Origin of the sequence: Burkholderia puraquae (genome assembly GCF_002099195.1) — a bacterium.
Classification (GTDB): domain Bacteria; phylum Pseudomonadota; class Gammaproteobacteria; order Burkholderiales; family Burkholderiaceae; genus Burkholderia; species Burkholderia puraquae.
Genome location: NZ_NBYX01000001.1, coordinates 654,991 through 679,235, shown reverse-complemented (window position 1 = coordinate 679,235; position 24,245 = coordinate 654,991). Strand labels below are relative to the sequence as shown.

The window sequence follows — 24,245 nt, the reverse complement described above, 5'->3', positions numbered from 1 at the left end:
AACATGAACCTCCCGCACCTCGTGTCGTATTTCTTCGGCGGCGCGTTTCTCGCGAACGTCGTGCCGCATCTCGTCAGCGGATTGCGCGGCGAGCCGTTCCAGACCCCGTTCGCGAATCCGCCCGGGCGCGGGTTGTCGTCCTCCACCGTGAATGTCGTGTGGGGCGTCGCGAACCTCGTGGCGGCTTATGTGCTGGTGTGCCGGGTCGGCGATTTCGACCTCCGGATCACGGCCGATGCGGCGGCGTTCGGTCTCGGCATCCTCGTGCTCGGCCTGTTCCTCGCGCGGCACTTCGGCGAGCTGCACGGCGGCAACGAGCCCGACCGGGAACGGCCATGAGCGTGCCGGCGGCGGGCGTCTTCCGCTCGCTTCGCAGCTTCAACTATCGCGTGTGGGCGATCGGCTCGCTGGTGTCGAACATCGGCACGTGGATCCAGCGGACCGCGCAGGACTGGCTCGTCCTGACGCAGCTCACGCATCACGACGCGTCGGCCGTCGGCATCGTGATGTCGCTGCAGTTCGGCCCGCAGCTTCTGCTGCTGCCGTGGACGGGTTACGCGGCGGACCGCTTCGACCAGCGCAAGCTGCTGATGGCGACGCAGGCGCTGATGGGCGGGCTCGCGCTCGCGCTGGGGCTGCTGACGGTGACGGGCGTCGCGCAGCTGTGGCACGTGTATCTGTTCGCGTTCCTGTTCGGCTGCGCGTCGGCGTTCGATGCGCCGGTGCGGCAGACTTTCGTCGCGGAGCTGGTCGCCGATCGGGAGCTGGCGAACGCGGTCGCGCTCAATTCGACGTCGTTCAACGCGGCGCGGATGATCGGGCCGGCGGCGGCCGGCTTCATCATTGCGTCGGTCGGCACCGGCTGGGCGTTCCTGCTCAACGGGCTCAGCTTCGTCGCGGTGCTGGCGTCGCTGTCGATGCTGCGTGCCGACGAGCTGCGCGCGCACGCGCGGGCCGACCGCAAGCGCGGGAGCCTGCTCGACGGGTTCCGTTACGTGTGGCAGCGCCCGGACCTGAAGGCGATCCTCGTGATGCTGTTCCTGATCGGCACGTTCGGGCTCAATTTCCAGCTGTTCATCTCGACGATGGCGGCCAGCGTGTTTCATGTCGACGCGCGCGGTTTCGGCGTGCTGTCGTCGATGATGGCCGTCGGCACGATTACCGGTGCGTTGCTCGCGGCGCGCCGTGAACGGCCGCGCTTCCGGCATCTGTGGATCGGCGCGGCGCTGTTCGGGCTCGGCTGCACGCTGGCCGCGCTGGCGCCGGGCTACTGGCTGTTCGGCGCCGCGCTCGTGCTGACCGGGATCGCCGCGATCACCTTCATGAACTCGACCAATAGCCTGGTGCAACTGTCGACCGAGCCGGCGATGCGCGGGCGGGTGATGGCGCTGCGTCTCGCGGTGGCGCTCGGCGGCACGCCGATCGGTGCGCCGGTGGCCGGCTGGGTCGCGAACCATCTCGGCCCGCGCTGGGCGCTCGGCGTCGGCGCGATGTCCGGTTTTGCCGCGGCGCTCGTCGCGATGCATTTCCTGCGGCGGATGCGCGCACAGCCAGGCACGGGCGATGGCGCCTGAGCGGCTGTGAAACCGGCGTAAGGCGCTCGGCCGCTCAGCCACTTAGCCACTCAGCCACTCAGCCACTCAGCCACTCAGCCACTCAGCCACTCAGCCACTCAGCCACTCAGCCGCGACGGTCGCTACGCCGCCGGCCGCGCCGCTGCATGCGCGGCTTCCAGACACGACTGGAAAAGCAGCGCGGCCCGCGACGGCCGCGGCGAGCGCCGCAGCAGGCTCACGAACCGGCACCGGTAATTGAACCGGTGCGGCGCGATCGGCTGCATCAGCCCCTTGTTTTCAAAACTTTCCGCGTAATGGTCGGGCAGGAAGCCGAGATAGCGGCCGGACAGGATCAGCGTCGCGATCGACTCCTGGTCCGACGCGGTCGCGCTGCGCGTGAGCTTCGCGCGATGGCTCAGCTCCATGTTCGGCGAATGGAAGCCGAGGCCGGCGAATGCATGGTTGCGGATCGTCGTCCACGTGAGCTTGCCGTGCGGCGCATCGTAGAGCGGATGCTGGCGGCCGCAGTAGAGCAGCATCCGTTCGTCGAACAGTTCCGAATACACGAGGCTGCCCGAGTTGCGGTGCGCCGGAATGATCCCGACCTGATAGCTGCCGTCGATGATCCCGCGCTCGACCTCGTTGATCGACGCGACATGCAGGTTCAGCGCGACGTCGGGCGCTTCGTCGGCGAACTGGCGGATCGCGTCGCCGAGCCGCGCGTTCGCGTTGGTGGCCGTCTTGTCGAATACCGCGATGTGCAGTTCGCCGCCCATCCGGTCGTGAATGCCGTCGATCCTGCTGCGAAATGCCTCCATCGACGCGAGCAGCCGCAGCGTCTCCTCGTACACCGTCTGGCCCTCGGGCGTCAGCGTGAAGCCCGCGCGGCCGCGCCGGCACAGCACGAGGCCGAGGCGCGTTTCCAGATCCTTCACGTGCCGGCTGATCGTCGAGATGCCGATATTCAGTTCCAGTTCGGCCGCCGCCATCCCGCCGCACTGCACGACGCCCTTGAAGACTCGCAGCAGGCGGAGATCCATGTCGCTGAGCTGCCCGAGCAGCGCACGACTCTTCGGTTTCTTTGCTTGCATAGATGCGCAAGTGAACATTGATATTGCGATATTCAAAAGACTAATTGGCCTCCCGACAATGCGCAATATCAACATAAGGAGGAGGGGCGCAACGCGCCGACCGACATGACCGACATCACCACCGCCCAGCAGGACGAAACCAACCTCCGTACCGACGCCGCATGGCTCGACGCGCACTGGATGCCGTTCACGGCCAACCGCCAGTTCAAGGCCGATCCGCGCATGATCGTGTCGGGCAAGGGTGCGTATTACACGGACGGCGAAGGCCGCAAGATCTTCGACGGCCTGTCGGGCCTCTGGTGCACGGGCCTCGGTCACGGCCGCACGGAAATCGTCGAAGCCGTGAGCCGCCAGGTCGCGCAGCTCGACTACGCGCCGGCGTTCCAGTTCGGCCATCCGAAATCGTTCGAGCTCGCCAACAAGATCAAGGACCTGACGCCGGCCGGCCTCGACTACGTGTTCTTCACGGGCTCGGGCTCGGAAGCGGCCGACACCTCGCTGAAAATGGCCCGCGCGTACTGGCGTGCGAAGGGCAAGGGCACGAAGACGCGCCTGATCGGCCGCGAGAAGGGCTATCACGGCGTGAACTTCGGCGGCATCTCGGTCGGCGGGATCGGCGCGAACCGCAAGCTGTTCGGCCAGGGTCTCGATGCCGATTTCCTGCCGCACACGCAACTCGCGGAAAACAAGTTCTCGCGCGGGATGCCCGAGCACGGTGCCGACCTGGCCGACCGCCTGCTCGACCTGATCGCGCTGCACGACGCATCGAACATCGCGGCCGTGATCGTCGAGCCGTTCTCCGGCTCGGCCGGTGTGGTCATCCCGCCGAAGGGCTATCTGAAGCGCCTGCGCGACATCTGTACCGCACACGACATCCTGCTGATTTTCGACGAAGTCATCACGGGCTTCGGCCGGGCCGGCGCGATGACGGGCGCCGACGCGTTCGGCGTGGTGCCGGACATCATGAACTTCGCGAAGCAGGTGACGAACGGCGTGCAGCCGCTCGGCGGCGTGATCGCGACGAAGGAAATCTACGATACGTTCATGGCCGCAGGCGGCCCCGAGTACATGCTCGAGTTCCCGCACGGCTATACGTACTCGGCGCATCCGGTCGCGTGCGCGGCCGGCGTCGCGGCGCTCGACCTGCTCGTGAAGGAAGACGCGGTGGCCCGCGTGCGCGATCTCGCGCCGCATTTCGAAGCGGCCGTGCACGGGCTGAAGGGCCAGCGCCACATCGCGGACATCCGCAACTACGGGCTGGCAGCCGGCCTGACGATCGCGGCGCTGCCGGGCGAGCCGGCACGGCGCCCGTACGAGATCGCGATGCGCTGCTGGGCGAAGGGTTTCTACGTGCGCTACGGCGGCGACACGATCCAGCTGGCGCCCCCGTTCATCTCGGAGAAGCGCGAGATCGACAACCTGGTCAACGCGCTGTCCGACGCGCTGAACGAAGTGGACTGAGCCGCGTTCTGCCCTGAGCGATAACCGAATTCACGAAAGAGCCTGAACGATGAAACACGACAGCAATGTGACCTCCACCGTTGGCCACCTGATCGACGGCAAGCGCGTCGACGGCGGCAGCCGCGTCCAGCCGGTGTTCGACCCGGCCACCGGCGAATCGCACAAGAGCGTCGCGCTCGCCGACAAGCTGACCGTCGAAGCCGCGATCGCGTCCGCGCAGGCCGCGTTCCCGGCCTGGCGCAACACGCCGCCGCTGAAGCGTGCCCGCGTGATGAGCCGCTTCAAGACGCTGCTCGAGGAGCACGCCGACGAGCTGTGCGCGCTGATCACGGCCGAGCACGGCAAGGTGCTCGCCGATGCGATGGGCGAACTGCAGCGCGGGATCGAGAACGTCGAATACGCGACCTACGTGCCCGAACTGCTGAAGGGCGAGCACAGCAAGAACGTCGGCCCCGCGATCGACTCGTGGAGCGAGTTCCAGGCGTTGGGCGTCGCGGCCGGCATCACGCCGTTCAACTTCCCGGTGATGGTGCCGCTGTGGATGTGGCCGATGGCCGTCGCGTGCGGCAACACGTTCGTGCTGAAGCCGTCGGAGCGCACGCCGTCGTCCACTTTGCGCATGGCCGAGCTCGCGCTCGAAGCCGGCCTGCCGCCGGGCGTGCTGAACGTCGTGAACGGCGACAAGGAGGCGGTCGACACGATCCTGACCGACCCGCGCGTGAAGGCCGTGAGCTTCGTCGGCTCGACGCCGATCGCCGAGTACATCTATTCGACCGGTTGCGCGCACGGCAAGCGCGTGCAGGCGCTCGGCGGCGCGAAGAACTTCGCGGTCGTGATGCCCGACGCCGACATCGGCAACGCGGTGAACGCGCTGATGGGCGCCGCGTACGGCTCGTGCGGCGAGCGCTGCATGGCGATTCCGCTGGTCGTCGCGATCGGCGACGAGACGGGCGACCAGGTCGTCGCGGGCCTGAAGGCCGAGATCGAGAAGATGAAGGTCGGCCCGGGCAATGGCGCGGGCATCGACATGGGCCCGCTCGTCACGAAGCAGCATTTCGAGAAGGTGACGGGCTTCGTCGAAGCGGGTGTGGAAGCGGGGGCGACGCTCGTCGTCGACGGCCGCAGCGTGAAGGTCGACGGCCACGACGGCGGCTATTACCTCGGCCCGTGCCTGTTCGACAACGTGAAGCCCGGCATGCCGATCTACCAGCACGAGATCTTCGGGCCCGTGCTCGGCGTGATCCGGCTGAAGTCGCTCGACGAGGCGATGGCGCTGATCGACGCGCACGAGTACGGCAACGGCACGTGCCTGTTCACGCGCGACGGCGAGGCCGCGCGCTACTTCGGCGACAACATCCAGATCGGCATGGTCGGCATCAACGTGCCGCTGCCGGTGCCGGTTGCGTACCACTCGTTCGGCGGCTGGAAGCGTTCGCTGTTCGGCGACCTGCACGCGTACGGCCCGGACGCCGTGCGGTTCTACACGAAGCGCAAGACGATCACGCAGCGCTGGCCGTCGGCCGGCGTGCGCGAAGGGACGGTGTTCAGCTTCCCGTCGAGCCGCTGAGTCGCCATCCGGCTGCATGCGTTGCACGCCCGCCTGACGGCGGGCGATGCAACGCGGCCGGCGCGATCGCCCGCAGGCCCGCCCGGATCGACGATCCGCGCGGGCTTTTTCACGTCCGCGCTGCGTGCGCGGAAGACGGCGGAATGACGCTTACGGCGCGACCACGTGCCACATGTCCTTGAAGTTGTCGCCGTTGCGGTCGCCCTGTTTCATGTCCTTCGAGAAGAAGTACAGCGGCTTGCCCTTGTACGCCCATTGCGGGCTGCCGTCGTCGCGCTTGACGATCGTGTAGGGGCCGACCGGAACGTCGGTCGCGCTGGCCTTGTAGGGCGGCCAGAAGGATTCGCACTGGCCTGTGCACGCGCTGGTGCCGGCGTTGGCCTTGTCCTTGTCGAAGGTATAGACGGTCATCCCGTTTGCGGCGACGAGCGAACCGTTTTCGACTTTCGTGATCGAGCCTTGAGCCGACGCCGAGGCGGATGCCATGGCGAGCAGGGCGGAACTGACGAGCAGCGCGGCTTTCATGAGGGCCTCCTGTAATCCGGTGGGCGGCCGCGATCGTGCACGGGCGAGCGTGCGCCAGGATCGCGATGAATGGTGCCGGAACGCGGTGCCGTCGCCGCCGGTGCGAGCGACGCAGGGTCGAATGGCGGCGAACGGAGCGCTCCATTCACGATAGGCGGTTTTTGGCGGGGCTGCGAGCACATCGGGGGCGTATCGGCCATGCGTCGGCGTCACGCAACGGCGCGGCGACGCTGCCGTGCGCTGCTCCGGTATTTGACATCCGTCCCCGGAATGCGCGTCGCGCCCGTGCGTCAGCGCCTCGCGCGGTTGGTCAGCGCGACGCCCGCGATCACGAGCGCACCGCCAGCCAGCATCGACGGCGACAACGGCTCGCCGAGCAGCGCGACCGCCAGCAGCACACCGAACACCGGTACCAGGTTGGTGAACACGGCCGCGCGGGCCGGCCCGAGTTCGCGGATTCCCTGCGAATACCAGACGAACGCGGCCACCGTGCCGATCGCGCCGAGGTAGAGCATCGACGCGACGGCCTGCCACGTCAGCGGCGCGCGGCTGCTGGCTGGCGAGCCGAACAGGCGCGCGACGTCGCGCCGATCCGCTCGAGCGATCCCGCACGCCAGCGCAATGCGCCGTACGCGGCGCGTCACACCCACAGCCGATACATCCAGAACGACTCGTCCTCGATAAAGCGTTGCGTGAATTCGCTTGGCGAGAAACCCGTGATGCGCTTGACCTCGCGGCTCAGGTGCGCCTGGTCGGCGAACCCTTCGTCCAGCGCTAGCGTGGCCCAGTTGAACGCGGCACCGGCTTCGAACCGGTCGCGCGCCGCGAAGAACGCGCTTTCCGTCCTGACGAGTGTCTGCCATTCGCGCAGCGATCGGCCGCTGTAGGTCTTGATGCGCCGTTCGACCTGGCGCGGGCTGTGGGTGTGCCGCCATTCGCGGGCCTGCAGCGCGAGGCGCTCGACCCAACTGCGTCCTGCGTTGCGGAGCGTCGACAGCGGTGTCGCGGGCCGAAGCGCCTGCCAGCGCGGCGCGAGATGACGTTCGATGGCCGCCAGCACGTCGGCATCGCGCTCCGCGCCGAGCAGGCCATCGAGCAGCGGGTGCCAGTCGTGGCCGAGGCATGCGTGCGCGTCGAGCACGCGGTCGTGGAGGTCCGGCAGCGCGATGCCGAACAGCGCCCGCGCCGCATCGGCGGTGAAGCAGATCATGCCGATCCTTCCGCCCGTCGGCGCCCAGGCCACGGTGGGGGCCGAATGGCTGCCCGACAGCGTCGCCGCGGCACCGAAGGGGCGCCATCGAGGCCCGTCGGCGGTGGATTCGACGAAGCCCACGTCGAGATCCCGATACCACGACACGCACACGAGCGGCGTGGCTGGAAAATGCGAGAGCCGCTGTGCGTCGCTCAACGCGAACCCGCGCGTGTCGTGCAACACGATCGCGACCACCGCACCCTGCAGCGCAGCCGGCGCGGGGTACAGCCGCCCATGCGGCGACCGCCCGTCGCTCAGCGCGCGGGGGGCGCGTGCCAGCGGATCGGGGCACGACGGCGAGATCGATGACGGGTCGGAGAACATGACGCCGGAGTATAGGGACCGGCCATACGCGTGTCGATGTCGTTTGCGTTCAAGACCGCCGGCACGCCGATGCGGACAATCCGGCCCATGAACACGCGATCCACTTCCCAATGTCCATTCCATGCGGGCGCCCCGGCTTCGGCGCCCGTGCTTCACCCGCCCGGCGTATGGCCGCCGGGGCCGCGTGCCGGCCTGACGGGTTGGGGGCTGCTGCGCACGATGTCGCGCGACCTGCTCGGCACGCTGGCCGGCTGGCAGCGCGAATACGGTGATGTCATGCACTTGCGAATATGGCCCGAGCATGCGGTGGCCGTGACCGATCCCGCGCTCGTGCGCGAACTCCTGGTTACGCATCACGATGCGCTCGGGCGCTGGGAGCGAGCCGTCCGGGTGTTTGCGGAGGTCCACGGCCATAGCGTGCTGATCGCCGAAGGCGACGCGTGGCGCGACAAGCGGCAGGCGTTGCAGCCGAATTTCATGCCGAAACCGGTTCAGGCGTTCGTGCCGTCGATCGCGGCGACGGCCGGACATGCGCTCGCGCAGTGGCCCGTGCGCGATCCGGACTGGCCGATCGAAAGTGCACTGACGTCGCTGGCGATGGACGTGATCATGCGTACGATGTTCTCCGACGCGATCGGCGACGATGCGCGTGCCGCTGAGGAAGCCGTGCGCGCGGTGAGCGCGGCAGCCAACGCCGATTTCTACTGGCCCGCGAGCACGCCGGACTGGATGCCGTGGAAGCGTGGCAAGGCGCGGGCGATGGCCGTGCTGAACGGGCTGGTCGACCGGCAACTGCATGCGCGTCTCGACCTGCCGACGCACGCGTGGCCCGACGATCTGCTGTCGCGCCTGTTGCGGCTGCATCGGGACGACGCGCGGCGCTGGCCGCTGCAGGCCGTGCACGACGAATGCATGACGGCGTTCCTCGCGGGCCATGAGACGACGGCCGGCGCGCTGACCTGGTGGGCCTGGTGCATGGCGTCGCATCCGGCGGCGCAGGCCGCCGCACGCGACGAGGTGGCGCGCGTGCTGGGTGGTCGCGCGCCGTCCACCGACACGCGATCGTCGTTGCGTTACCTGACGCACACGCTCGAGGAAACGCTGCGCCTGTATCCGTCCGCGCCGATCCTGATCAGCCGCCGGGCGTCCCGGCCGATCGTGCTGGGGCCGTGGCAGTTTCCCGCGCGGACGCTGTTCATGCTGCCGCTGCAACTCATGCAGCGCGATGCGCGATGGTTTGCGGAGCCCGACGTGTTTCGTCCCGAGCGTTTTGCGGACGACGCGCCGGCTGCGCCGCGCGGAAGCTACATGCCGTTCGGCACGGGCCCGCGCGTGTGTCTCGGGCAGCATCTGGCGATGACGGAAATGACGGTCGTCGCCGCGATGATCCTGCAGCGCTACGCATTGTCGGCGCCGCCCGGCATGAAGCCGCCGCGGCCGGTGCTGAATGTGACGCTGCGGCCGGAGCGGCCGCTGCATCTCGCGATCGCGCCCGCCGCGGCCGGCGGTACCGAGTGATGCGTGCGGCGGGGACCGGCGAGCGGGGCGCCGGTTCGACGAGGGCACCGAACGCGACGGCATGCTCGCCGGACTCGCGTGTCGTGAATGATTGCCGTTCGCGCGATGCGGTGTCATCGAATCGTCGGAAAGTGAATGCGTGCCGGCTACCGCTTTCGGCGCGCACTGGCGCGGCATCGCGCAGCACCTATGCTTGAAGGGCCCAGGCCGGGCGGAGCCCAAGGAGGATGGTCATGCGCATGCTTCTCAACATACGAATCCCTCACGAGCCGTTCAACACGCTGGTGCGCGACGGCAGCGTCGGCGACGTGATCGGGCGAATACTCGAAGCGGTCAAGCCGGAGGCCGTGTATTTCACGGAGCAGAACGGCGGGCGCGGGGCGGTCGTGATCGTCGACGTGAATGAACCGTCGCAGATCCCGGCGCTCGCGGAGCCGTGGTTCCTGATGCTGAATGCGGACTGCGAGTTTCGCGTGGTGATGTTGCCGGACGATCTCCGGAATGCCGGGCTCGCGCAGCTCGGCGCGAAGTGGCAGTAGCGGGACGCTGCGCATGACCGTGCCCCTGCTCGAGAACCGGGCAGGCGGCATGGCGCGGCGTGCGCGTGCCGGCTATCGCGTAGGCTGCGACGGTTCGGCGTTCGCCGCTTTCGTGTCTTTCGGCCGCAAGAGCAACAGCAGGCCGCTCAGTGCCGCCGCGGCGACGAATACGAAAAAGAACCGTTCGTTCCATTGCAGCAGGCTGTCGGACGCCACGCCGCCGGCATTCCCGGCCGTGGCGCCGGCTTCCAGCAGGAACGTGAAGACCGCCGGCACCGGCGCGGAACCCAGGTAGGCCAGGAACGCGAACTGCAGACGGCCGCGGGTCAGGATCGACCAGGCGTCTTTCCCCATCAGGCAGGCGACCAGCACCACGGGCGGCACGATCACGAGCGATGCGGCGCTGATCGCGCACAGAAACAGCCAGCCAAGTCCCATGATCGGAATGAGCGACATGAATCGGGATTCCTGTTTTCGGGCAATCGTGTTGTCGACGGCGCATCCGCATCGGCATCACCGGATGACCACGGCATGCCGCACTTCACGGAGTGTGCCCGATTCCACGCCGGTTGCCATCCGTCGGCATCGAAGCAGTCATCCGGCCGCGTCTTCCCCCAGCGCCTGGATGAAGCGCGAGAACAGCTCGGGCTGCGACGAAATCCCGAGCTTCGCGTACAGGTGCCGCCGGTGCACCTTCACCGTTTCGGGTGATATCGCGAGCCGCTCGGCAATCGCCTTCGACGAATTGCCGCGCAGCACCATTCTCGCGATCGACATCTCGCGATCGGTCAGCACGCCCGCGCCGAAGCGGGCGAGCGCCTGCTCGACCCGCGCGCCGAGATCGGCATCGGGCGTCGCGCGCGCCGCGTCGCCCACCAGCCGCCAGTGCTGCCGGATCGCCGCGAGCACCCACGGCATCGCGGCCGTCAGCTTGCCGAGCGGCTCGACGTCGAAGCGCGTGCCCGCGCCGAGCGACAGCGACAGCAGCATGTCGGCGTTCGGCCGCACGAGGATCTGGATCTCGTCGTCGCCGACCGCGTCGCGGAAGTAGCTCAGGAAATATTCGCTCTGCCGGAACAGGTCGGGCGCGATTTCCTCGAGCCGGTAACAGCCGTCGGCGAGCCCGTCGTGCGCGGCCTGCAGGAACGGGTCGAGCAGATACACGCCGTTCAGGTAGAGCGGCATGGGCGATGCGGCATCGGTGCCGCCCGTGTCGTATTCGTCGAGCACGAGCGGCACGCCGTCGGGGCCGATCGCGGTCGCGAGCGCATTGTCGAACGGCACCATTTCATTGAGCAGCAGCACCAGGAACCGCCAGAAGCGCGGCTGGCCGAGATGATCGATTGCGCGGCCAAGCGCCTGGTGCATCGCGATTTCGGAAAAGAGACGATCCATACCACCACCGGAAGGGCGTAACACGAAGGGGGAATAGCGGTCCTGAAATTGGCTTCCTAGACTGCCACGCAATCAATCGGGCCCGAGTATGGGCATTCAAAAAAAAGTGGCAAAGGGTTGGTCCAAGCACAGGAGAACGAAATGGCGATGATGTCGGAATCGACGGGCACGCTGCAAGCGGCGCCTGCCACGGAAGACGCGCCGCGCGCGCTGTCGCAGACGCTCAGCGTGCGCGATGCGGTGATGATCACCGTATCGGGCGTGACGCCCGCGAGCTCGATCTTCGTGATCGCGCCGTTCGCGATCCAGCAGGCCGGCAGCGGTGCCGTGCTGTCGTTCCTGCTCGGCGGCGTGCTCGCGCTGGCGTTCGCGCTCTGCTATGCGGAGCTCAGCGCCGCGCACCGCAGCGCGGGCGGCGAGTACGTGATGGCCAAGCGCGTGTTCGGCACGCTGCCGGGCTACCTGACCTTCATCACGGTGCTGTCCGTCAGCGTGTTCATCCCGGCCGTGCTCGCGAGCGGCGCCGCGCCGTACCTGAACAACGCGCTCGGCACGCACTTCGGCAACCAGTCGGTCGCGCTGACGATCGTGCTGCTCAGCTACCTGCTCGGCATGCTGAACATCAAGACGAACGCGTGGATCACGGGCGCGTTCCTGGTCGTCGAGATCGGCGTGCTGATGCTGATCGCGGGCCTCGGCTTCGGTTCGCCGCATCGTGGTGCCGACGCGCTGATCGCGCCGGTCGTCGCGAGCGGCAACGCGCTCGTGCCGGCGACGCTGGCTGCGATCGTCCCGGCGATCGGCACGGCGATCTTCTGCTACAACGGCTTCGGCTCGGCCGCCTATCTCGCGGAAGACCTGCGCGGCGGCAACCGCAACGTCGCGAAGGCGGTGATTTATTCTCTGCTCGTGATCCTCGTCGTCGAATTGATTCCGCTCACTGCGATCGTGCTCGGTGCGCCGTCGCTGACGGAGATGACGAAGAGTGCCGACCCGATCGGCTATGTCGTGCGTTCGCTGAGCAACCCGGCCGTGTCGCGCGTGGTCAGCGGCGGGATCTTCCTGTCGGTGTTCAACGCGATCATCGCGATCGTGATCACGATGGGCCGCCTGCTGTACAGCAGCGGACGGCACGCGCTCTGGTCGCGCACCTGCAACCGCGCATTTTCGACGATCCATCCGCGGCTGGAATCGCCGTGGCTTGCGACGATCGCGCTCGCAGTGCCGTCGGCCGGGCTCGTGTTCGTGTCGAGCCTCGACGAGCTGACCGCGTTCACGGTCGACCTGCTGCTGCTGATCTACCTGGTCGTCGGGCTGGCCGCGCTCGCGAGCCGGTTCGTGCGACGTGACGTCGAGCATCATTACCGGATGCCGTTGTGGCCCGTGACGCCGCTCGTCGCGGTGGCGGGCGCAGCGTACACGCTCTACACGACGCTGGCGACGGCCACGAAACCGACCGACCTGATCATCATCGCCGGGCTGCTGATCGCCGCGCTCGCGATGTATGGGGTCTGGGCGCGCCACAGCGAAGCATTCCGCACGCTCTGAGCGCTGGATTACCTTGCAACACCGAAACACCGAAACACCGAAACACCGAAACACCGAAACACCGAAACACCGAACCATTGAAAGACTGGAGGAATTGCATCATGCGCACGAGGGATCTCGGCATCCGCATCGGACTCGGCACACCGGGCCGCTTCAACGCGATCACGGACGTTCCGGGTGTGCGGGTCGGACATTGCACGCTGAACGTCGAGAACGGCGACGCATCGATCCGCACCGGCGTCACCGTCATCGAGCCGCGCGCGGGTGCCGCGCACGATTCGCCGTGTTTCGCGGGCGTGCACGTGCTGAACGGCAACGGCGATGCGACGGGGCTCGAATGGATCCGCGAGGCCGGCCTGCTGACCACGCCGATTGCCTATACGAACACGCACAGCGTCGGTGCGGTGCGCGATGCGCTCGTCGCGAACGAGCGCGAGGCGGCGGCCGGCCGCGTGTACTGGTGCATGCCGGTCGTGATGGAAACCTACGACGGGCTGCTGAACGACATCTGGGGGCAGCACGTGAACGCCGCGCACGTGCAGCGCGCGCTGGCCGCCGCGCAGTCGGGGCCGGTTGCCGAAGGCGGCGTGGGCGGCGGCACGGGGATGATCTGCCACGAGTTCAAGGGCGGCATCGGCACCGCATCGCGCGTGCTCGCGGCCGATGCGGGCGGCTGGACCGTCGGCGCGCTCGTGCAGGCGAACTACGGCGTGCGCGAGATGCTGCGCGTGGCCGGTTACCCGGTGGGCGAAATGCTGCGGCACGTGCCTTCGCCGTTCCGCGCGCCGGACGCGCAAGGCGAGGCCGGGATGGGCTCGATCGTCGTGACGATCGCGACCGATGCGCCGTTGCTGCCGCATCAATGCACGCGTCTTGCGCAGCGTGCAAGTATCGGGCTCGCGCGCGCCGGTGGCGGTACGGAGGATTCGAGCGGCGACATCTTCCTTGCGTTCGCAACGGGCAACGACGGCCTGCCGGCGGCGAACTACGGCAGCAAGGGCGTGCCGACCACGGGCGTGACGATGGTCAACAACGACCATATTTCCGCGCTGTTCGTCGCGGCGGCGGAAGCGGTGGAGGAAGCGATCGTGAATGCGCTCGTCGCGGGCGGCGACGTCGAGTCGCGCGGGGCGCGGGTCGAAGGGCTGGGGCAGGCGCGCTTGCTGGATGCGTTGCGCGAGGTGGGCTGGCGGCCGGGGCGCGGCGCCTGAAACGGCATGCGCCGCTTCAATCGAAGCGGCGTGGGGGGGAGCGGCGGTGCGGCGATCGGCCGGGCCGCCGCTCGTCCGCGCATGCAAGGCGGGCGGTGCGGGCCTGGCCGTGACGACGCGGCGTCATGCTCAGCTGCCGAAGTAGATGTTGCAGAAGCTGACGGGGCCGACACAGGCGTTCGGGTCTTCCTGCTTCGATTGCGCACGATCGACGCGGCCTGCGGCCTTCACGGCTTCAGCGCGGTTCGCCTGTTGCTGTGCGACGTCTGCCGGTGCCGGCTGTGCGTGAGCAACAGCAGCGGTGAGCGACAGGGCAACGAGGGCGAGGTGCAGCGGCTTCATTTTGGTTTCTCCTGGGTGAGTGCCAGTCTCGCTGGCAGTGAGGAAACTATAGGCTCGCACTGCTTAAAGATTAATCACCGCGGCTGTAGAGCTTATTTCCATCCGGAACAAGGATCCCGTTGTGCGTGCATCGATCGTCAGTGGCGATGCCGGTTGAACGGCGCATCCTTGTCCAGCAGCGCGCTGCGCATGAAGTGCAGGCAGCCGACGATGCGCTGCATGCGGTGCCGCTCGTTGGGCACCGCGTACCACGCCTGCAGCGTATGCTGGGCCGCGCGGATCGCGAGATTCACCGATTTCAGCGTGCGCGCGTGATGGCCGGGCGTCGGATCGTCGAAGAAGCGCGGCAGCTCGCGCAGCACCGCGTCGATCGAATCGGTCCAGCGCAGCGTTTGCGGCGGTTTCGATGCACAGAACGCGTTCAGTTCGTCGCGCAGGTCGATCACCGCGTGACCCACCTCGAGCGTCGACAGCATCCAGCGCAGCGCGTCGCGATGCTGCCGCGTGCGTTTCACGAGCAGCGTGCGCAGTTGCGCCATCAGGTCGTGCGTGCTCGACTGGAAGCGCTGCGCAAGGCGGTCCGGCGCGCCTTCGCACGCCAGCGTGACCTGGCGGCGCAGGTCGTGCGCGATGCGGCCCGTGAGCCACGGCATGTGGGTGGGGAACACGACCGCGAACACGAGCGCGCACGCGAGCATCGCGATGACGATGGCGAGGCCGTTGTTGATCAGCACCTCGGGCGTATATGCAATCGCGTTGTCGGGCCCCGCGAGCAGGCAGAAAAATACCGCGAAACCGATCCCGTAGCCGGACAAGCCCGGCCGCATCGCGAGAAACGCGCCGAGGCCGAGCACCGGCGCGAGCGCGGCGCACAGCAGCGGAAAGCCGTCGATGTTCGGATACACGTAGCACAGGAACAGGTAGCCGACGGCGGTCGCGAACGCCGCGCCGACACTCATCTGCGCGACGAACTTCGGCGCGCGCGGCGACGTCGAGCTGAGCGCGCACGCGATCGCGGTGGCGATCACGGCGAGCGGGCCGCTCGGCCATTCGGAGGCAAGCCAGAACGCGCTCATCGCGCCGACGGCGACGACCGTACGCAGGAACGCGAAGCCGACGAAGAATGCGTTGGTTTTCACCGCGTAATGCGTGACCGAGCGTTCGAACGCGTGATCGTCCTGGTCGAGCGACGCATAGGTGTCGGCATAGCCGAGATATTCGCCGATGAAGCGGTACAGCAGCTCGATCGCGGTATCGAAATCGAGCAGGCCGCCGGCCGCATGCGCCTCGATGTTTCGCCGCGAGGCGCGCGCGGCTTTCGGCAACGCGCTGTGGAAACGGCGCAGTTCGAGCAGTGCGCCGGTGGCCGGCGCAAGGCCGCGCTGCCGCTCGTCGCGCAGCGCGGCGAAGCGTTGCGCGAGCGCATCGACGTGCGGCGCCAGCGCATCGAGCACCGCGTCCGAGCCATTGGCGCGCAGCCGCTTGACGAGCTGGTGCAGCGCGTGCAGCCGCGTGCACGCGTTCATGAACTCGCTGTTCAGCCGTGCGAGGCGGCGGCTGCGCGCGCGAATGTGCGGATCCTCGAACGACGCGAATGCGCGGTTGGCCTCGAAGCCGACGATGTCGTCGACGAAATCGGCGAAACGCCGCTCGAAATCGCCGCGTGCGACGTCGCCCGCGAGCGCGCCGGCCGTGAACGCCGCGAACGTCGCATGGCGGGTGCCCAGCGAACGCATCAGCGCCTTCGCGGAGCTGAGCGGCAGGATCAGCGCGCTGACCGCGCCCGAGCACGCGATGCCGAGCGCGACTTCCGCGGCACGGGTGAGCGCGGACTGGAACAGCGTCTGCGGGGTCATCACGGACGGCAGGCCGATCAGCGCGGCCGTGTAGCCGGCGAGCACGAAGCCGTACCAGCGGAAGTGGCGGTTGCGCACCGCGAGCGCGATGCAGGTGCCGATCCATAGCGTGATGCCGGCCATGTACAGCTCGGGCTGCTGCGCGAACAGCCCGCCGAGCGCGAGCGCGGCGACGAGGCCGGCCGCCGTGCCGAGCACGCGATAGAAACTCTTGGCGAACACCATCCCCGACAGCGGCTGCATCAGCACGAACACGGTCGTCATCGCCGTGCGCGGCTGCGACATCTCCAGGCGCATCGCGATGCCCATCGCGAGGAGCGCCGCGAACACGGTTTTCGCGAGGTGCAGCCAGATCAGCCCGTCGCTCGCGGCCCAGTCGCGCGCCGCGTCGCCGAGCGGATCGAGCCATGTTCTCCATCGTGCCGGTTCGATGGAAGGACGCTCGATCGCAGGTGGTGGCTTCATGAAAAGAGGGGGCCGGTACGGGGCCGGCAGGGTGCGCGGCGCGTCCGAACGGGTCCGTTCGACTGGTGAGGCGCCGATTGTAGGAGTGCGGCGCCTGCGCATTAACGCAGCTGCGGGGAAACGATAGTTGCAGCCGGAGTAACAATCTGTCGCATCCCGTGGAGGAAAATAGCGGCTCCGCTACAGGTCGCTCACAGGAATGGATACCCTACAAAACATGCGGGTGTTTTCGCGCGTCGTCGAGACAGGCAGTTTCACCGCCGCCGCGCAATCGCTGAATTCGACGACGGGCGCGATGTCGCGCGCAGTGTCGGAGCTCGAGGCGCGCCTGCGCACCCGTCTGATGAATCGTTCGACGCGCCGCCTCGCGCTCACGTCGGCCGGCGAAAGCTATCTGCGGCGCTGCCGCCAGATCCTCGCCGACGTCGACCGCGCGGAAGAAGAGGCGAGCTGCGCGCACGAACGGCCGGCCGGCGTGCTGCGCATGCACAGCTTCGCGAGCGTCGGCCATCACTATGTATTGCCCGCGCTGACGCGCTATCACGCGCAGTTCCCGGACGTGTCGATCGAACTGTCGCTGTCGCAGCGCATGCCCGACCTGTTCGACGGCACGAGCGACATGGCCGTCGTGACCGCGTCGTCGCTGCCCGATTCGGAGCTCGTGTCGCACCTGCTCGGCTCGACCTTCAGCATCCTGTGCGCGTCGCCCGACTATGTGAAACGCCACGGCGCGCCGGCCCGTCCGCAGGATCTCGCCGCGCACGCGTGCCTGACGCTGTGCACGCCGGCGTTCCCGACGCACGAATGGGTGCTCGAAGGGCCCGAAGGCGTCGAGCAGATCCACGTCGCGGGGCCGGTGCAGACCAATACGGCCGAATCGCTCGCCCTCGCGATCCGCGACGGCATCGGGATCGGCATGCTGCCGCTGTACTCGGCGATCGACGCATTGCGCGACGGCACGCTCGTCCGCGTGCTGCCCGCGCATATCCTGCAGAAGATGAACGTGTACGCGCTGTATCCGTCGCGCCGCTTCGTCGATGCAAAGGTGCGGACCTGGGTCGAGATGCTGCGTGCCCAGGTGCCGGGGATGATCGCGCGCGACGTCGAGATGCTGAACGCGATCGATCGCGAACCGCAGGCGGCCTGAGCGGCGGACGCGCATCGGCGCACTGCCGCACCGTCGGCGTCTTCTTTTCAAGCAAAGCAGGCGAACGCAACCCGCGCCGCGCCCGCAGTACATCGTTCACGCGGGCGGGGCGCTTCGTCATGCCGTCACAGCGCGGGCTTGGCCGCCGCGCCCGATTCCGTTGCCGGTTCGCCGGCCGGGCCGTATGCGGTGTGTGCGGCCTTCTGCTCCGCGAGACGTTTTTCGTGGAGTCGTTCCTGCGCCGCCATGATGTCATCCGGATAGTTGTTGACTTCGCCGCGCGCCGGGTTGTAGCCGACCGACTCGAGATCGATCAGCTCCTGCAGCACTTGCGCGCGCGTGACGGGCGACTTTGCCGACTGGGCGAAAGACAGGGCCGGTGCAGCGAGCAGGACGGCAGCGGCGGCGGTAACGACGAGCGATTTCACGAGGTTCTCCTGGGTACGGGGTGGGCGGCCGGTTCGACGCGCGATGCGTGACCCTGACCTTTGCTGGCAGTCTACGCAGCACCCGTGCGCGTAAAAACCCCGATTCCAGGCAGGCTGCCTTCCAGAAGGAACAACATTGGTGCAAGCCGCCCGCGGCGAACGAACCCGTGTGCGAACGCAGGTTCGTGGCCGGCGGGCGGGGATGCATCGCGCCGGTCAGAAGCGCGTGCGCATGCCGATCGTGCCGACGACCTGGTTTGCCGTGCTCGATGCGCCGCCCGAGCCGTTGATGAACGCCTGGTAACCGCGGCCCGACGCGTGCTGGAACATCGCTTCCGCGTAGACGTCCGTGCGGCGCGACAGCTTGTAGACGGCCTGCAGGTCGACCTGGTGCCACTTCGGATCGGTGCCGTGCTTGCTGTCCGGGTTCGACACGCTGGCGTCCGTATACACGTAGGCCGCGCCGACGCTGACGGCCGGCGTCACCGCATAGCGCACGTTCACGTCGTAGTTGTTGAACGCGACCTGGCCGTTCGAGCCGAACGAGCCCGTGTTGTCGTACTGCGAGCGCGTATAGACGAAGCCGACGGTAGCCGGGCCGAACCCGTAGCTGATGCCGCCGCCGTACGAACGCATGCGGTCCGAGCTGATCGACCAGCCGCCCTGGTTCAGGCTCTTTGCTTCGGCCGCATCGGTCGCGCCGGCGCTCGCGCTCGTCGAGCCCTTCGTGCCGTTCATCTGCAGGTACGCGCCGGCCAGCTTCAGCGGGCCGTTCGTGTAGCTCGCCGCGACGCTGTATGCGCGGTTCGCGCCGAAGTTGGTCGCGTTCGAGAACGCGTACATCGCGCCGACCTTGAAGCCCGCATAGGTCTCGCTCGTGTACTTGACCGCATTGTTGATGCGCAGCGAGTGGTTCAGGTTGTCGTTGTCGAACGGATGCGCGAAGCTCGCGTCGCCGAAGTCGCCGGCCGTGGCCGACAACGGTGCGACGAAGTCGACCATCGTGTCGTACTGGCGGCCGAGCGTCAGCGTGCCGTAGCCGTTCTGGCTCAGGCCGACATACGCGTGGCGGCCGAACAGCTTGCCGTCCTGCCCGAGCCCGCCGTTGTTCACGTTGAAGCCGTTCTCGAGCACGAACAGCGCCTTCAGGCCGCCGCCGAGATCCTCGGTGCCGCGAAACCCGACGCGGCTGCCGTTGACGGTGCCGCTATTCAGGCGCCACAGCGACGCGCCATTGGCGTTGTTGGTGTACACGATGCCGGCGTCGATCAGGCCGTACAGCGTGACCGAGCTCTGTGCGTGAGCGAGCGGGGCGAACAGTGCGGCGGTGCATGCGCCGGCGATGAGGGTCTTTTTCAAGTCAAGGCTCCTGCGTGTGGGACTGGGAACGAAAGTTCGGCGCAAGTATAGGAATGCATCGCGCGCGCAAGGCCGCCAGGCGCCGCGAGCGCACCTTTCCGGATCCCGCAAGAGTCCTTCACAAAACTGACACGACGCACAACGTGCGCCTGACGCCGGCGTTTTTTGCCCGATCACGCGCGGGTGGCATCCGTTCGGTGCGGGCCGGTTGTCGCGTTGCTGCAACATGCGCAGGACGTGGCACGGCGGTTGATCGGCGCGACCGGCGCGCGGAGAATGGGGCGTTCGCGCCGACACGCACGACCGGCGTCACACGCATTCGAAGGCGGGCGCGCGCGCATCGACGCGTTTCACCCATACTCGTCAACTGGATCGCACGGCTGCCGACGCAAAGCGCGGCCGTTTTCATGGATGCCACGGGGAGACTCCACATGAATCTGTTCAACGTACGCCTGCGCGGCCGCGACGGCCTGTTCACGATCGGCATCGACGGCGGCGCGATCGCGCGGGTCGACGCACAGTCGGCTCCGGTCGTGTCCTCAGGCGCCGGTGATGTCGACGCGGGCGGCCGCCTGGCGATTCCGCCGCTCGTCGAGCCGCATATCCACCTCGATGCGGTGCTGACGGCCGGCGAGCCCGCGTGGAACATGAGCGGCACGCTGTTCGAGGGCATCGAGCGCTGGGCCGAACGCAAGGCGACGATCACGCACGACGACACGAAGACCCGCGCGCATGCGGCGATCGGCATGCTGCGCGATCACGGGATCCAGCACGTGCGCACGCATGTCGACGTCACCGATCCGACGCTTGCCGCGCTGAAGGCGATGCTGGAAGTGAAGGACGAGGCGCGCGGGCTGATCGACCTGCAGATCGTCGCGTTTCCGCAGGAAGGCATCGAATCGTTCGACGGCGGCCGTGCGCTGATGGAGCAGGCGATCGAACTGGGCGCCGATGTCGTCGGCGGGATTCCGCATTTCGAGAACACGCGCGAGCAGGGCGTCAGCTCGATCCGCTTCCTGATGGATCTGGCGGAGCGCACCGGCTGCCTCGTCGACGTGCATTGCGACGAGACCGACGATCCGCATTCGCGTTTCCTCGAAGTGCTCGCGGAAGAGACGCGCGTGCGCGGGATGGGCGCGCGCGTGACGGCGAGCCACACGACCGCGATGGGTTCGTACGACAACGCGTACTGCTCGAAGCTGTTCCGCTTGCTGAAGCGCGCGGGCCTGAACTTCATCTCGTGCCCGACCGAGAGCATCCACCTGCAGGGCCGCTTCGACACGTTTCCGAAGCGGCGCGGCGTCACGCGCGTCGCGGAACTCGATCGCGCGGGCATCAACGTGTGCTTCGGGCAGGATTCGATCAAGGATCCGTGGTACCCGCTCGGCAACGGCAACATCCTGCGCGTGCTCGATGCGGGCCTCCATATCTGCCACATGATGGGCTACCAGGATCTGCAGCGCTGCCTCGACTTCGTGACCGACCACAGCGCGACGGCGATGCATCTCGGCGACGGCTACGGCATCGCGGTCGGGCGTCCGGCGAATCTCGTCGTGCTCGACGCGGACAGCGACTACGAAGCGGTGCGGCGGCAGGCGAAGGCCACGCTGTCGGTGCGCCACGGGAAGGTGATCATGCGGCGCGAACCGGAGCGCGTCACCTATCCGGATTGACGTGGAAGGCGGGCCATTACGGCCTGCCGGCTCTCATGTATTCGCAAAATACATAAGTTGATTTGAAAAATACGTTTGTCTCATGATGGGCTCGGGCCTACGATTCGGTCCTGACGACGGCGTGCAACTTGCGCACCGTCCTTTCGATCCTCGTTCGCCGACCTCATGCGCCTCGATCTCCCGTCCGCTCCCGCATCCTCTTCGCCGCCCGCCAGCCCGTTCGCGCGCCTGGCCGTCGTCACGGTCCTGACCGGCATCGGCGCGGGCCTCGGCGGCATGCTGCTCGCGCTGTTGCTGCATGCGATCCAGCACATCGCGTACGGCTACGGCGTCGCGCACGTGATCGGGTCCGAAAGCTTCCTCACTGGCGTGACCGCGGCCGATCCGCTGCGCCGGCTCGCGGTTCTGGTCGGTTGCGGGATCGTCGCCGGCGGCGGCTGGTGGGCGCTGTACCGGTATGGCCGGCCGCTCGTCAGCATCCGCCGCGCGGTGCGTGCGGCCGATCCGCGGATGCCGTTCGCCAGCACGACGGTTCACGCGCTGCTGCAGATCGTTACCGTTGCGCTCGGCTCGCCGCTCGGCCGCGAAGTCGCGCCGCGCGAGATCGGTTCGCTGCTGGCCGGGCGGTTCGCCCATGCGGCGCGACTCACGCCCGACGACTGCCGGCTGATGGTCGCGTGCGGTGCCGGCGCGGGCCTTGCGGCCGTCTACAACGTGCCGCTGGGCGGCGCGATCTTCGTGCTCGAAGTGCTGCTCGGCACGTTCGAACTGCGCGCGCTGGTCGTGGCGGTCGTGACATCGGCCATCGCGGCCGTCGTCGCGTGGATCGGTCTCGGCAACGAGCACCAGTACACGGTGCCGGCGTTCGTGCTGAGCACGCCGCTCGTCGCCTGGTCGATCGTCTGCGGGCCGCTGTTCGGTTTCGCCGCGTACGGCTTCGTGCGGCTCACGACCCGCGCGCGAGCGGACGCGCCGAAAGACTGGCGGCTGCCCGTGTTCGCGCTGGTCAATTTCGCGGTGATCGGTGTGCTCGCGATGCGCTTTCCTCAACTGCTCGGCAACGGCAAGGGGCCGGCATCGCTGGGTTTCGACGGTTCGCTGACGATCGGTGTTGCCGCTGCGCTGCTCGTGCTGAAGGTGCTGATCGAGGCCGGCAGCCTGCGGGCCGGCGCGGAAGGCGGGCTGCTGACGCCGGGCCTCGCGAACGGCGCGCTGCTCGGTGTCGTGCTCGGTGGGCTGTGGAGCCTCGTGTGGCCGGGTGCATCGATCGGCGGATGTGCGCTGATCGGCGCGACCGCGTTCCTGGCCGCGTCGATGCAGATGCCGATCACGGCCGTCGTGCTGCTGCTCGAATTCACGCGCGCGAATCACGACGCCCTCGTGCCGATGCTGCTTGCGGTGGCGGGCTCGCTGGTCGCGTACCGGTTCGCGCAGCGGGTGGCGGAGCGGCGGGGGAGTGAGGTCGCGACCGCGAGCACGCCGGCGACGGTGGCGCGTTGATTCGCCGGTCCATCGGGATTCGCGACCCACGTGGCGGCACGCATATCGCCTCATCGAGCACCCGCCCGATCGCCGCGACGATGTATCTGTTCTGATCGATCGAAGCGAGATGCGGCGGGTCAGGCCGCCTCCCGCCAGCTTGATTCCAGCCGGTCTTTCAGCCGCGCGGCCGCACGTCGGCGCGCTCGTGCCCGTGCCGCAACGCGAGGCTGGCGAACGCCGCGATGACGAGCGCGGCCGCAAGCAGCGTCAACCCGTTCTTCGCATTGCCGGTCGCCTGTTCGATCGCGCCGACGACGGTCGGCCCGACGAAGCCGCCGAGCAACCCGCACGTATTCACGAGTCCGAGGCCGCCGGCCAGCGCGCTGCCGGCGAGCCGAGACGCGGGAAACGTGAACACGATCGACTGCACGACGAAGAACATCGACGCGGCCACGCACACACACAGGAGTCCCGCTGCAGGTGACGCATGCGCGGCGCCGACCATCCCGATCGCCATCACGAACAGCCCCGCACACAGCATCCGGCGCGAATGCCGCGACTCGCGCGCGAAGCGCGGCAGCGTCGCGGCGCCGCACGCGGCGGCGAGCCAGGGCAGCGCGGTCAACAACCCGACCGCGAACGGCGAGAAGCGCCCCGACGCGCCGATGATGCCCGGCAGGAAGAAAATCACCGTGTAGATGGTCAACTGGTGGCAGAAGTACACGAAGATCGCGAGCCAGATCTGCGGATCGCGCAGCACGGTGCCGAATGCATGGCTGCCGTGCGTGCCGACGCCCGCATCCTGCTCGGCGGCCAGCGTGCGTTCGAGTGCGCGGCCGGTTTCCGGGGAGAGCCACGGCGCGGTGCTCGGACGATCCGGCAGCCGGGTCCACACGACGAACGCCAGCAGGATCGCCGGAATGCCTTCGACGACGAACAGCCATTGCCAGCCGTGGAAGCCGAGCGTGCCGTCGAGCTCGATCAGCGCGCCGGCCAGCGGCCCGCCGACGATGTTCGCGATGCACACCCCAAGCAGGAAATAGCCGGTTGCGCGCGCACGCTCCTCGCGGCCGAACCAGTACGTCAGGTACAGCATCACGCCGGGAAACAGGCCGGCTTCGGCGGCCCCGAGCAGCAGGCGCATCACGTAGAACGACGTCTCGCCGCTGACGAACGCCATCGCGACCGACAGTGCGCCCCACGTGATCATGATCCGCGTGATCCAGAAGCGCGCGCCGACGCGATGCATGATCAGGTTGCTCGGGATCTCGAAGAGCGCGTAGGTCAGGAAGAACAACCCCGCACCGAGTCCGTACGCGGCCGATGAAATGCCGAGATCGACCCCCATCGAATGTTTGGCGAATGCGATGTTGGTGCGGTCGAGAAAGCTGATCACGTAGGCGGCGATCAGCAGCGGCAGGAGTTTGCGGAACAGCAGCCGGTTCAGCGACGCGCTCGCGTCGCCGGCGGCGGGGGACAGGGCCTGGGCGTGATGAGTGGACATGC

At 67.9% G+C, this 24,245-nt stretch carries 21 protein-coding genes and 1 pseudogene; 11 read left to right on the top strand and 11 right to left on the bottom strand.

Annotation, left to right across the window (positions count from 1 at the left end):
• Window positions 1–3 precede the first annotated feature (3 nt).
• Window positions 4–339, top strand: a complete 336-nt coding sequence (locus B7G54_RS03055; RefSeq protein WP_085037687.1) for a hypothetical protein — start codon at window positions 4–6, stop codon at window positions 337–339.
• A complete protein-coding gene (locus tag B7G54_RS03050; protein WP_085037686.1) occupies window positions 336–1,574 on the top strand; it encodes an MFS transporter in 1,239 nt (412 codons plus the stop codon). Before B7G54_RS03055 ends, B7G54_RS03050 begins: the two co-directional genes overlap by 4 nt.
• Before the next feature lie 122 nt (window positions 1,575–1,696).
• On the opposite strand, the gene B7G54_RS03045 is transcribed toward B7G54_RS03050, so the two are convergent.
• On the bottom strand, window positions 1,697–2,647 hold the full coding sequence (locus B7G54_RS03045) for a LysR family transcriptional regulator (RefSeq protein ID WP_085037685.1): 951 nt from the start codon (window positions 2,645–2,647) through the stop codon (window positions 1,697–1,699).
• Window positions 2,648–2,752: 105 nt separating this feature from the next.
• On the opposite strand from B7G54_RS03045, the gene aptA reads away from it, so the two are divergent.
• A complete protein-coding gene (gene aptA / locus B7G54_RS03040) occupies window positions 2,753–4,108 on the top strand; it encodes an omega-aminotransferase AptA (protein WP_085037684.1) in 1,356 nt (451 codons plus the stop codon).
• A gap of 49 nt (window positions 4,109–4,157) precedes the next feature.
• Entirely contained in the window at window positions 4,158–5,675 is a 1,518-nt protein-coding gene (locus B7G54_RS03035; protein WP_085037683.1) for a CoA-acylating methylmalonate-semialdehyde dehydrogenase, read from the top strand.
• Window positions 5,676–5,825: 150 nt separating this feature from the next.
• Here B7G54_RS03035 and B7G54_RS03030 read toward each other — a convergent pair whose 3' ends face one another.
• From B7G54_RS03030 to B7G54_RS03020, 3 genes and pseudogenes are all read right to left on the bottom strand, one after another.
• Window positions 5,826–6,200, bottom strand: a complete 375-nt coding sequence (locus tag B7G54_RS03030) for a COG4315 family predicted lipoprotein (protein WP_085037682.1) — start codon at window positions 6,198–6,200, stop codon at window positions 5,826–5,828.
• A gap of 290 nt (window positions 6,201–6,490) precedes the next feature.
• Window positions 6,491–6,748 (bottom strand): annotated as a pseudogene (locus B7G54_RS03025) (EamA family transporter); the annotation flags it as partial.
• A 92-nt stretch (window positions 6,749–6,840) separates the two neighbouring features.
• A complete protein-coding gene (locus tag B7G54_RS03020; RefSeq protein WP_085037681.1) occupies window positions 6,841–7,776 on the bottom strand; it encodes a helix-turn-helix transcriptional regulator in 936 nt (311 codons plus the stop codon).
• A gap of 87 nt (window positions 7,777–7,863) precedes the next feature.
• Between B7G54_RS03020 and B7G54_RS03015 the strand changes: the two genes are divergently transcribed.
• Both B7G54_RS03015 and B7G54_RS03010 read left to right on the top strand, forming a co-directional pair.
• Window positions 7,864–9,294, top strand: coding sequence for a cytochrome P450 (locus B7G54_RS03015; RefSeq protein WP_085037954.1), 1,431 nt, complete (start codon window positions 7,864–7,866; stop codon window positions 9,292–9,294).
• Window positions 9,295–9,527: 233 nt separating this feature from the next.
• Window positions 9,528–9,833, top strand: coding sequence for a panthothenate synthetase (locus B7G54_RS03010; RefSeq protein WP_085037953.1), 306 nt, complete (start codon window positions 9,528–9,530; stop codon window positions 9,831–9,833).
• Between the two features lie 72 nt (window positions 9,834–9,905).
• On the opposite strand, the gene B7G54_RS03005 is transcribed toward B7G54_RS03010, so the two are convergent.
• The gene (locus B7G54_RS03005) at window positions 9,906–10,289 is read right to left on the bottom strand and encodes a hypothetical protein (RefSeq protein WP_085037680.1); all 384 of its coding nucleotides are present in this window, start codon (window positions 10,287–10,289) and stop codon (window positions 9,906–9,908) included.
• Between the two features lie 138 nt (window positions 10,290–10,427).
• Window positions 10,428–11,228: a helix-turn-helix transcriptional regulator gene (locus B7G54_RS03000; protein WP_085037679.1), complete on the bottom strand. Its 801-nt coding sequence runs from the start codon at window positions 11,226–11,228 to the stop codon at window positions 10,428–10,430.
• Window positions 11,229–11,369: 141 nt separating this feature from the next.
• Between B7G54_RS03000 and B7G54_RS02995 the strand changes: the two genes are divergently transcribed.
• Both B7G54_RS02995 and B7G54_RS02990 read left to right on the top strand, forming a co-directional pair.
• Window positions 11,370–12,776, top strand: a complete 1,407-nt coding sequence (locus tag B7G54_RS02995; protein WP_085037952.1) for an APC family permease — start codon at window positions 11,370–11,372, stop codon at window positions 12,774–12,776.
• A 101-nt stretch (window positions 12,777–12,877) separates the two neighbouring features.
• Window positions 12,878–13,987: a P1 family peptidase gene (locus B7G54_RS02990; protein WP_085037678.1), complete on the top strand. Its 1,110-nt coding sequence runs from the start codon at window positions 12,878–12,880 to the stop codon at window positions 13,985–13,987.
• A gap of 129 nt (window positions 13,988–14,116) precedes the next feature.
• Here the strand turns inward: B7G54_RS02990 and B7G54_RS02985 are convergent, their stop codons facing one another.
• Window positions 14,117–14,329 (bottom strand): hypothetical protein, encoded by a 213-nt coding sequence (locus B7G54_RS02985; RefSeq protein WP_047903348.1) that lies wholly within the window; start codon window positions 14,327–14,329, stop codon window positions 14,117–14,119.
• A 137-nt stretch (window positions 14,330–14,466) separates the two neighbouring features.
• On the bottom strand, window positions 14,467–16,650 hold the full coding sequence (locus B7G54_RS02980; RefSeq protein ID WP_085037677.1) for an FUSC family protein: 2,184 nt from the start codon (window positions 16,648–16,650) through the stop codon (window positions 14,467–14,469).
• 199 nt (window positions 16,651–16,849) lie between these two features.
• Between B7G54_RS02980 and B7G54_RS02975 the strand changes: the two genes are divergently transcribed.
• Complete coding sequence (locus B7G54_RS02975) at window positions 16,850–17,797, top strand: LysR family transcriptional regulator (RefSeq protein WP_027791525.1); 948 nt, start codon at window positions 16,850–16,852, stop codon at window positions 17,795–17,797.
• A 125-nt stretch (window positions 17,798–17,922) separates the two neighbouring features.
• Here B7G54_RS02975 and B7G54_RS02970 read toward each other — a convergent pair whose 3' ends face one another.
• Entirely contained in the window at window positions 17,923–18,225 is a 303-nt protein-coding gene (locus tag B7G54_RS02970; RefSeq protein ID WP_085037676.1) for a DUF4148 domain-containing protein, read from the bottom strand.
• Window positions 18,226–18,441: 216 nt separating this feature from the next.
• A complete protein-coding gene (locus B7G54_RS02965; RefSeq protein ID WP_085037675.1) occupies window positions 18,442–19,584 on the bottom strand; it encodes a porin in 1,143 nt (380 codons plus the stop codon).
• 431 nt (window positions 19,585–20,015) lie between these two features.
• Here B7G54_RS02965 and codA point away from each other — a divergent pair, with 431 nt between their 5' ends.
• Together codA and B7G54_RS02955 are read left to right on the top strand one after the other, a co-directional pair.
• Window positions 20,016–21,257, top strand: a complete 1,242-nt coding sequence (gene codA, locus B7G54_RS02960) for a cytosine deaminase (protein WP_085037674.1) — start codon at window positions 20,016–20,018, stop codon at window positions 21,255–21,257.
• A 165-nt stretch (window positions 21,258–21,422) separates the two neighbouring features.
• Window positions 21,423–22,757: a chloride channel protein gene (locus B7G54_RS02955; RefSeq protein WP_085037673.1), complete on the top strand. Its 1,335-nt coding sequence runs from the start codon at window positions 21,423–21,425 to the stop codon at window positions 22,755–22,757.
• 157 nt (window positions 22,758–22,914) lie between these two features.
• Here B7G54_RS02955 and B7G54_RS02950 read toward each other — a convergent pair whose 3' ends face one another.
• On the bottom strand, window positions 22,915–24,243 hold the full coding sequence (locus tag B7G54_RS02950; RefSeq protein ID WP_085037672.1) for an MFS transporter: 1,329 nt from the start codon (window positions 24,241–24,243) through the stop codon (window positions 22,915–22,917).
• Window positions 24,244–24,245 lie beyond the last annotated feature (2 nt).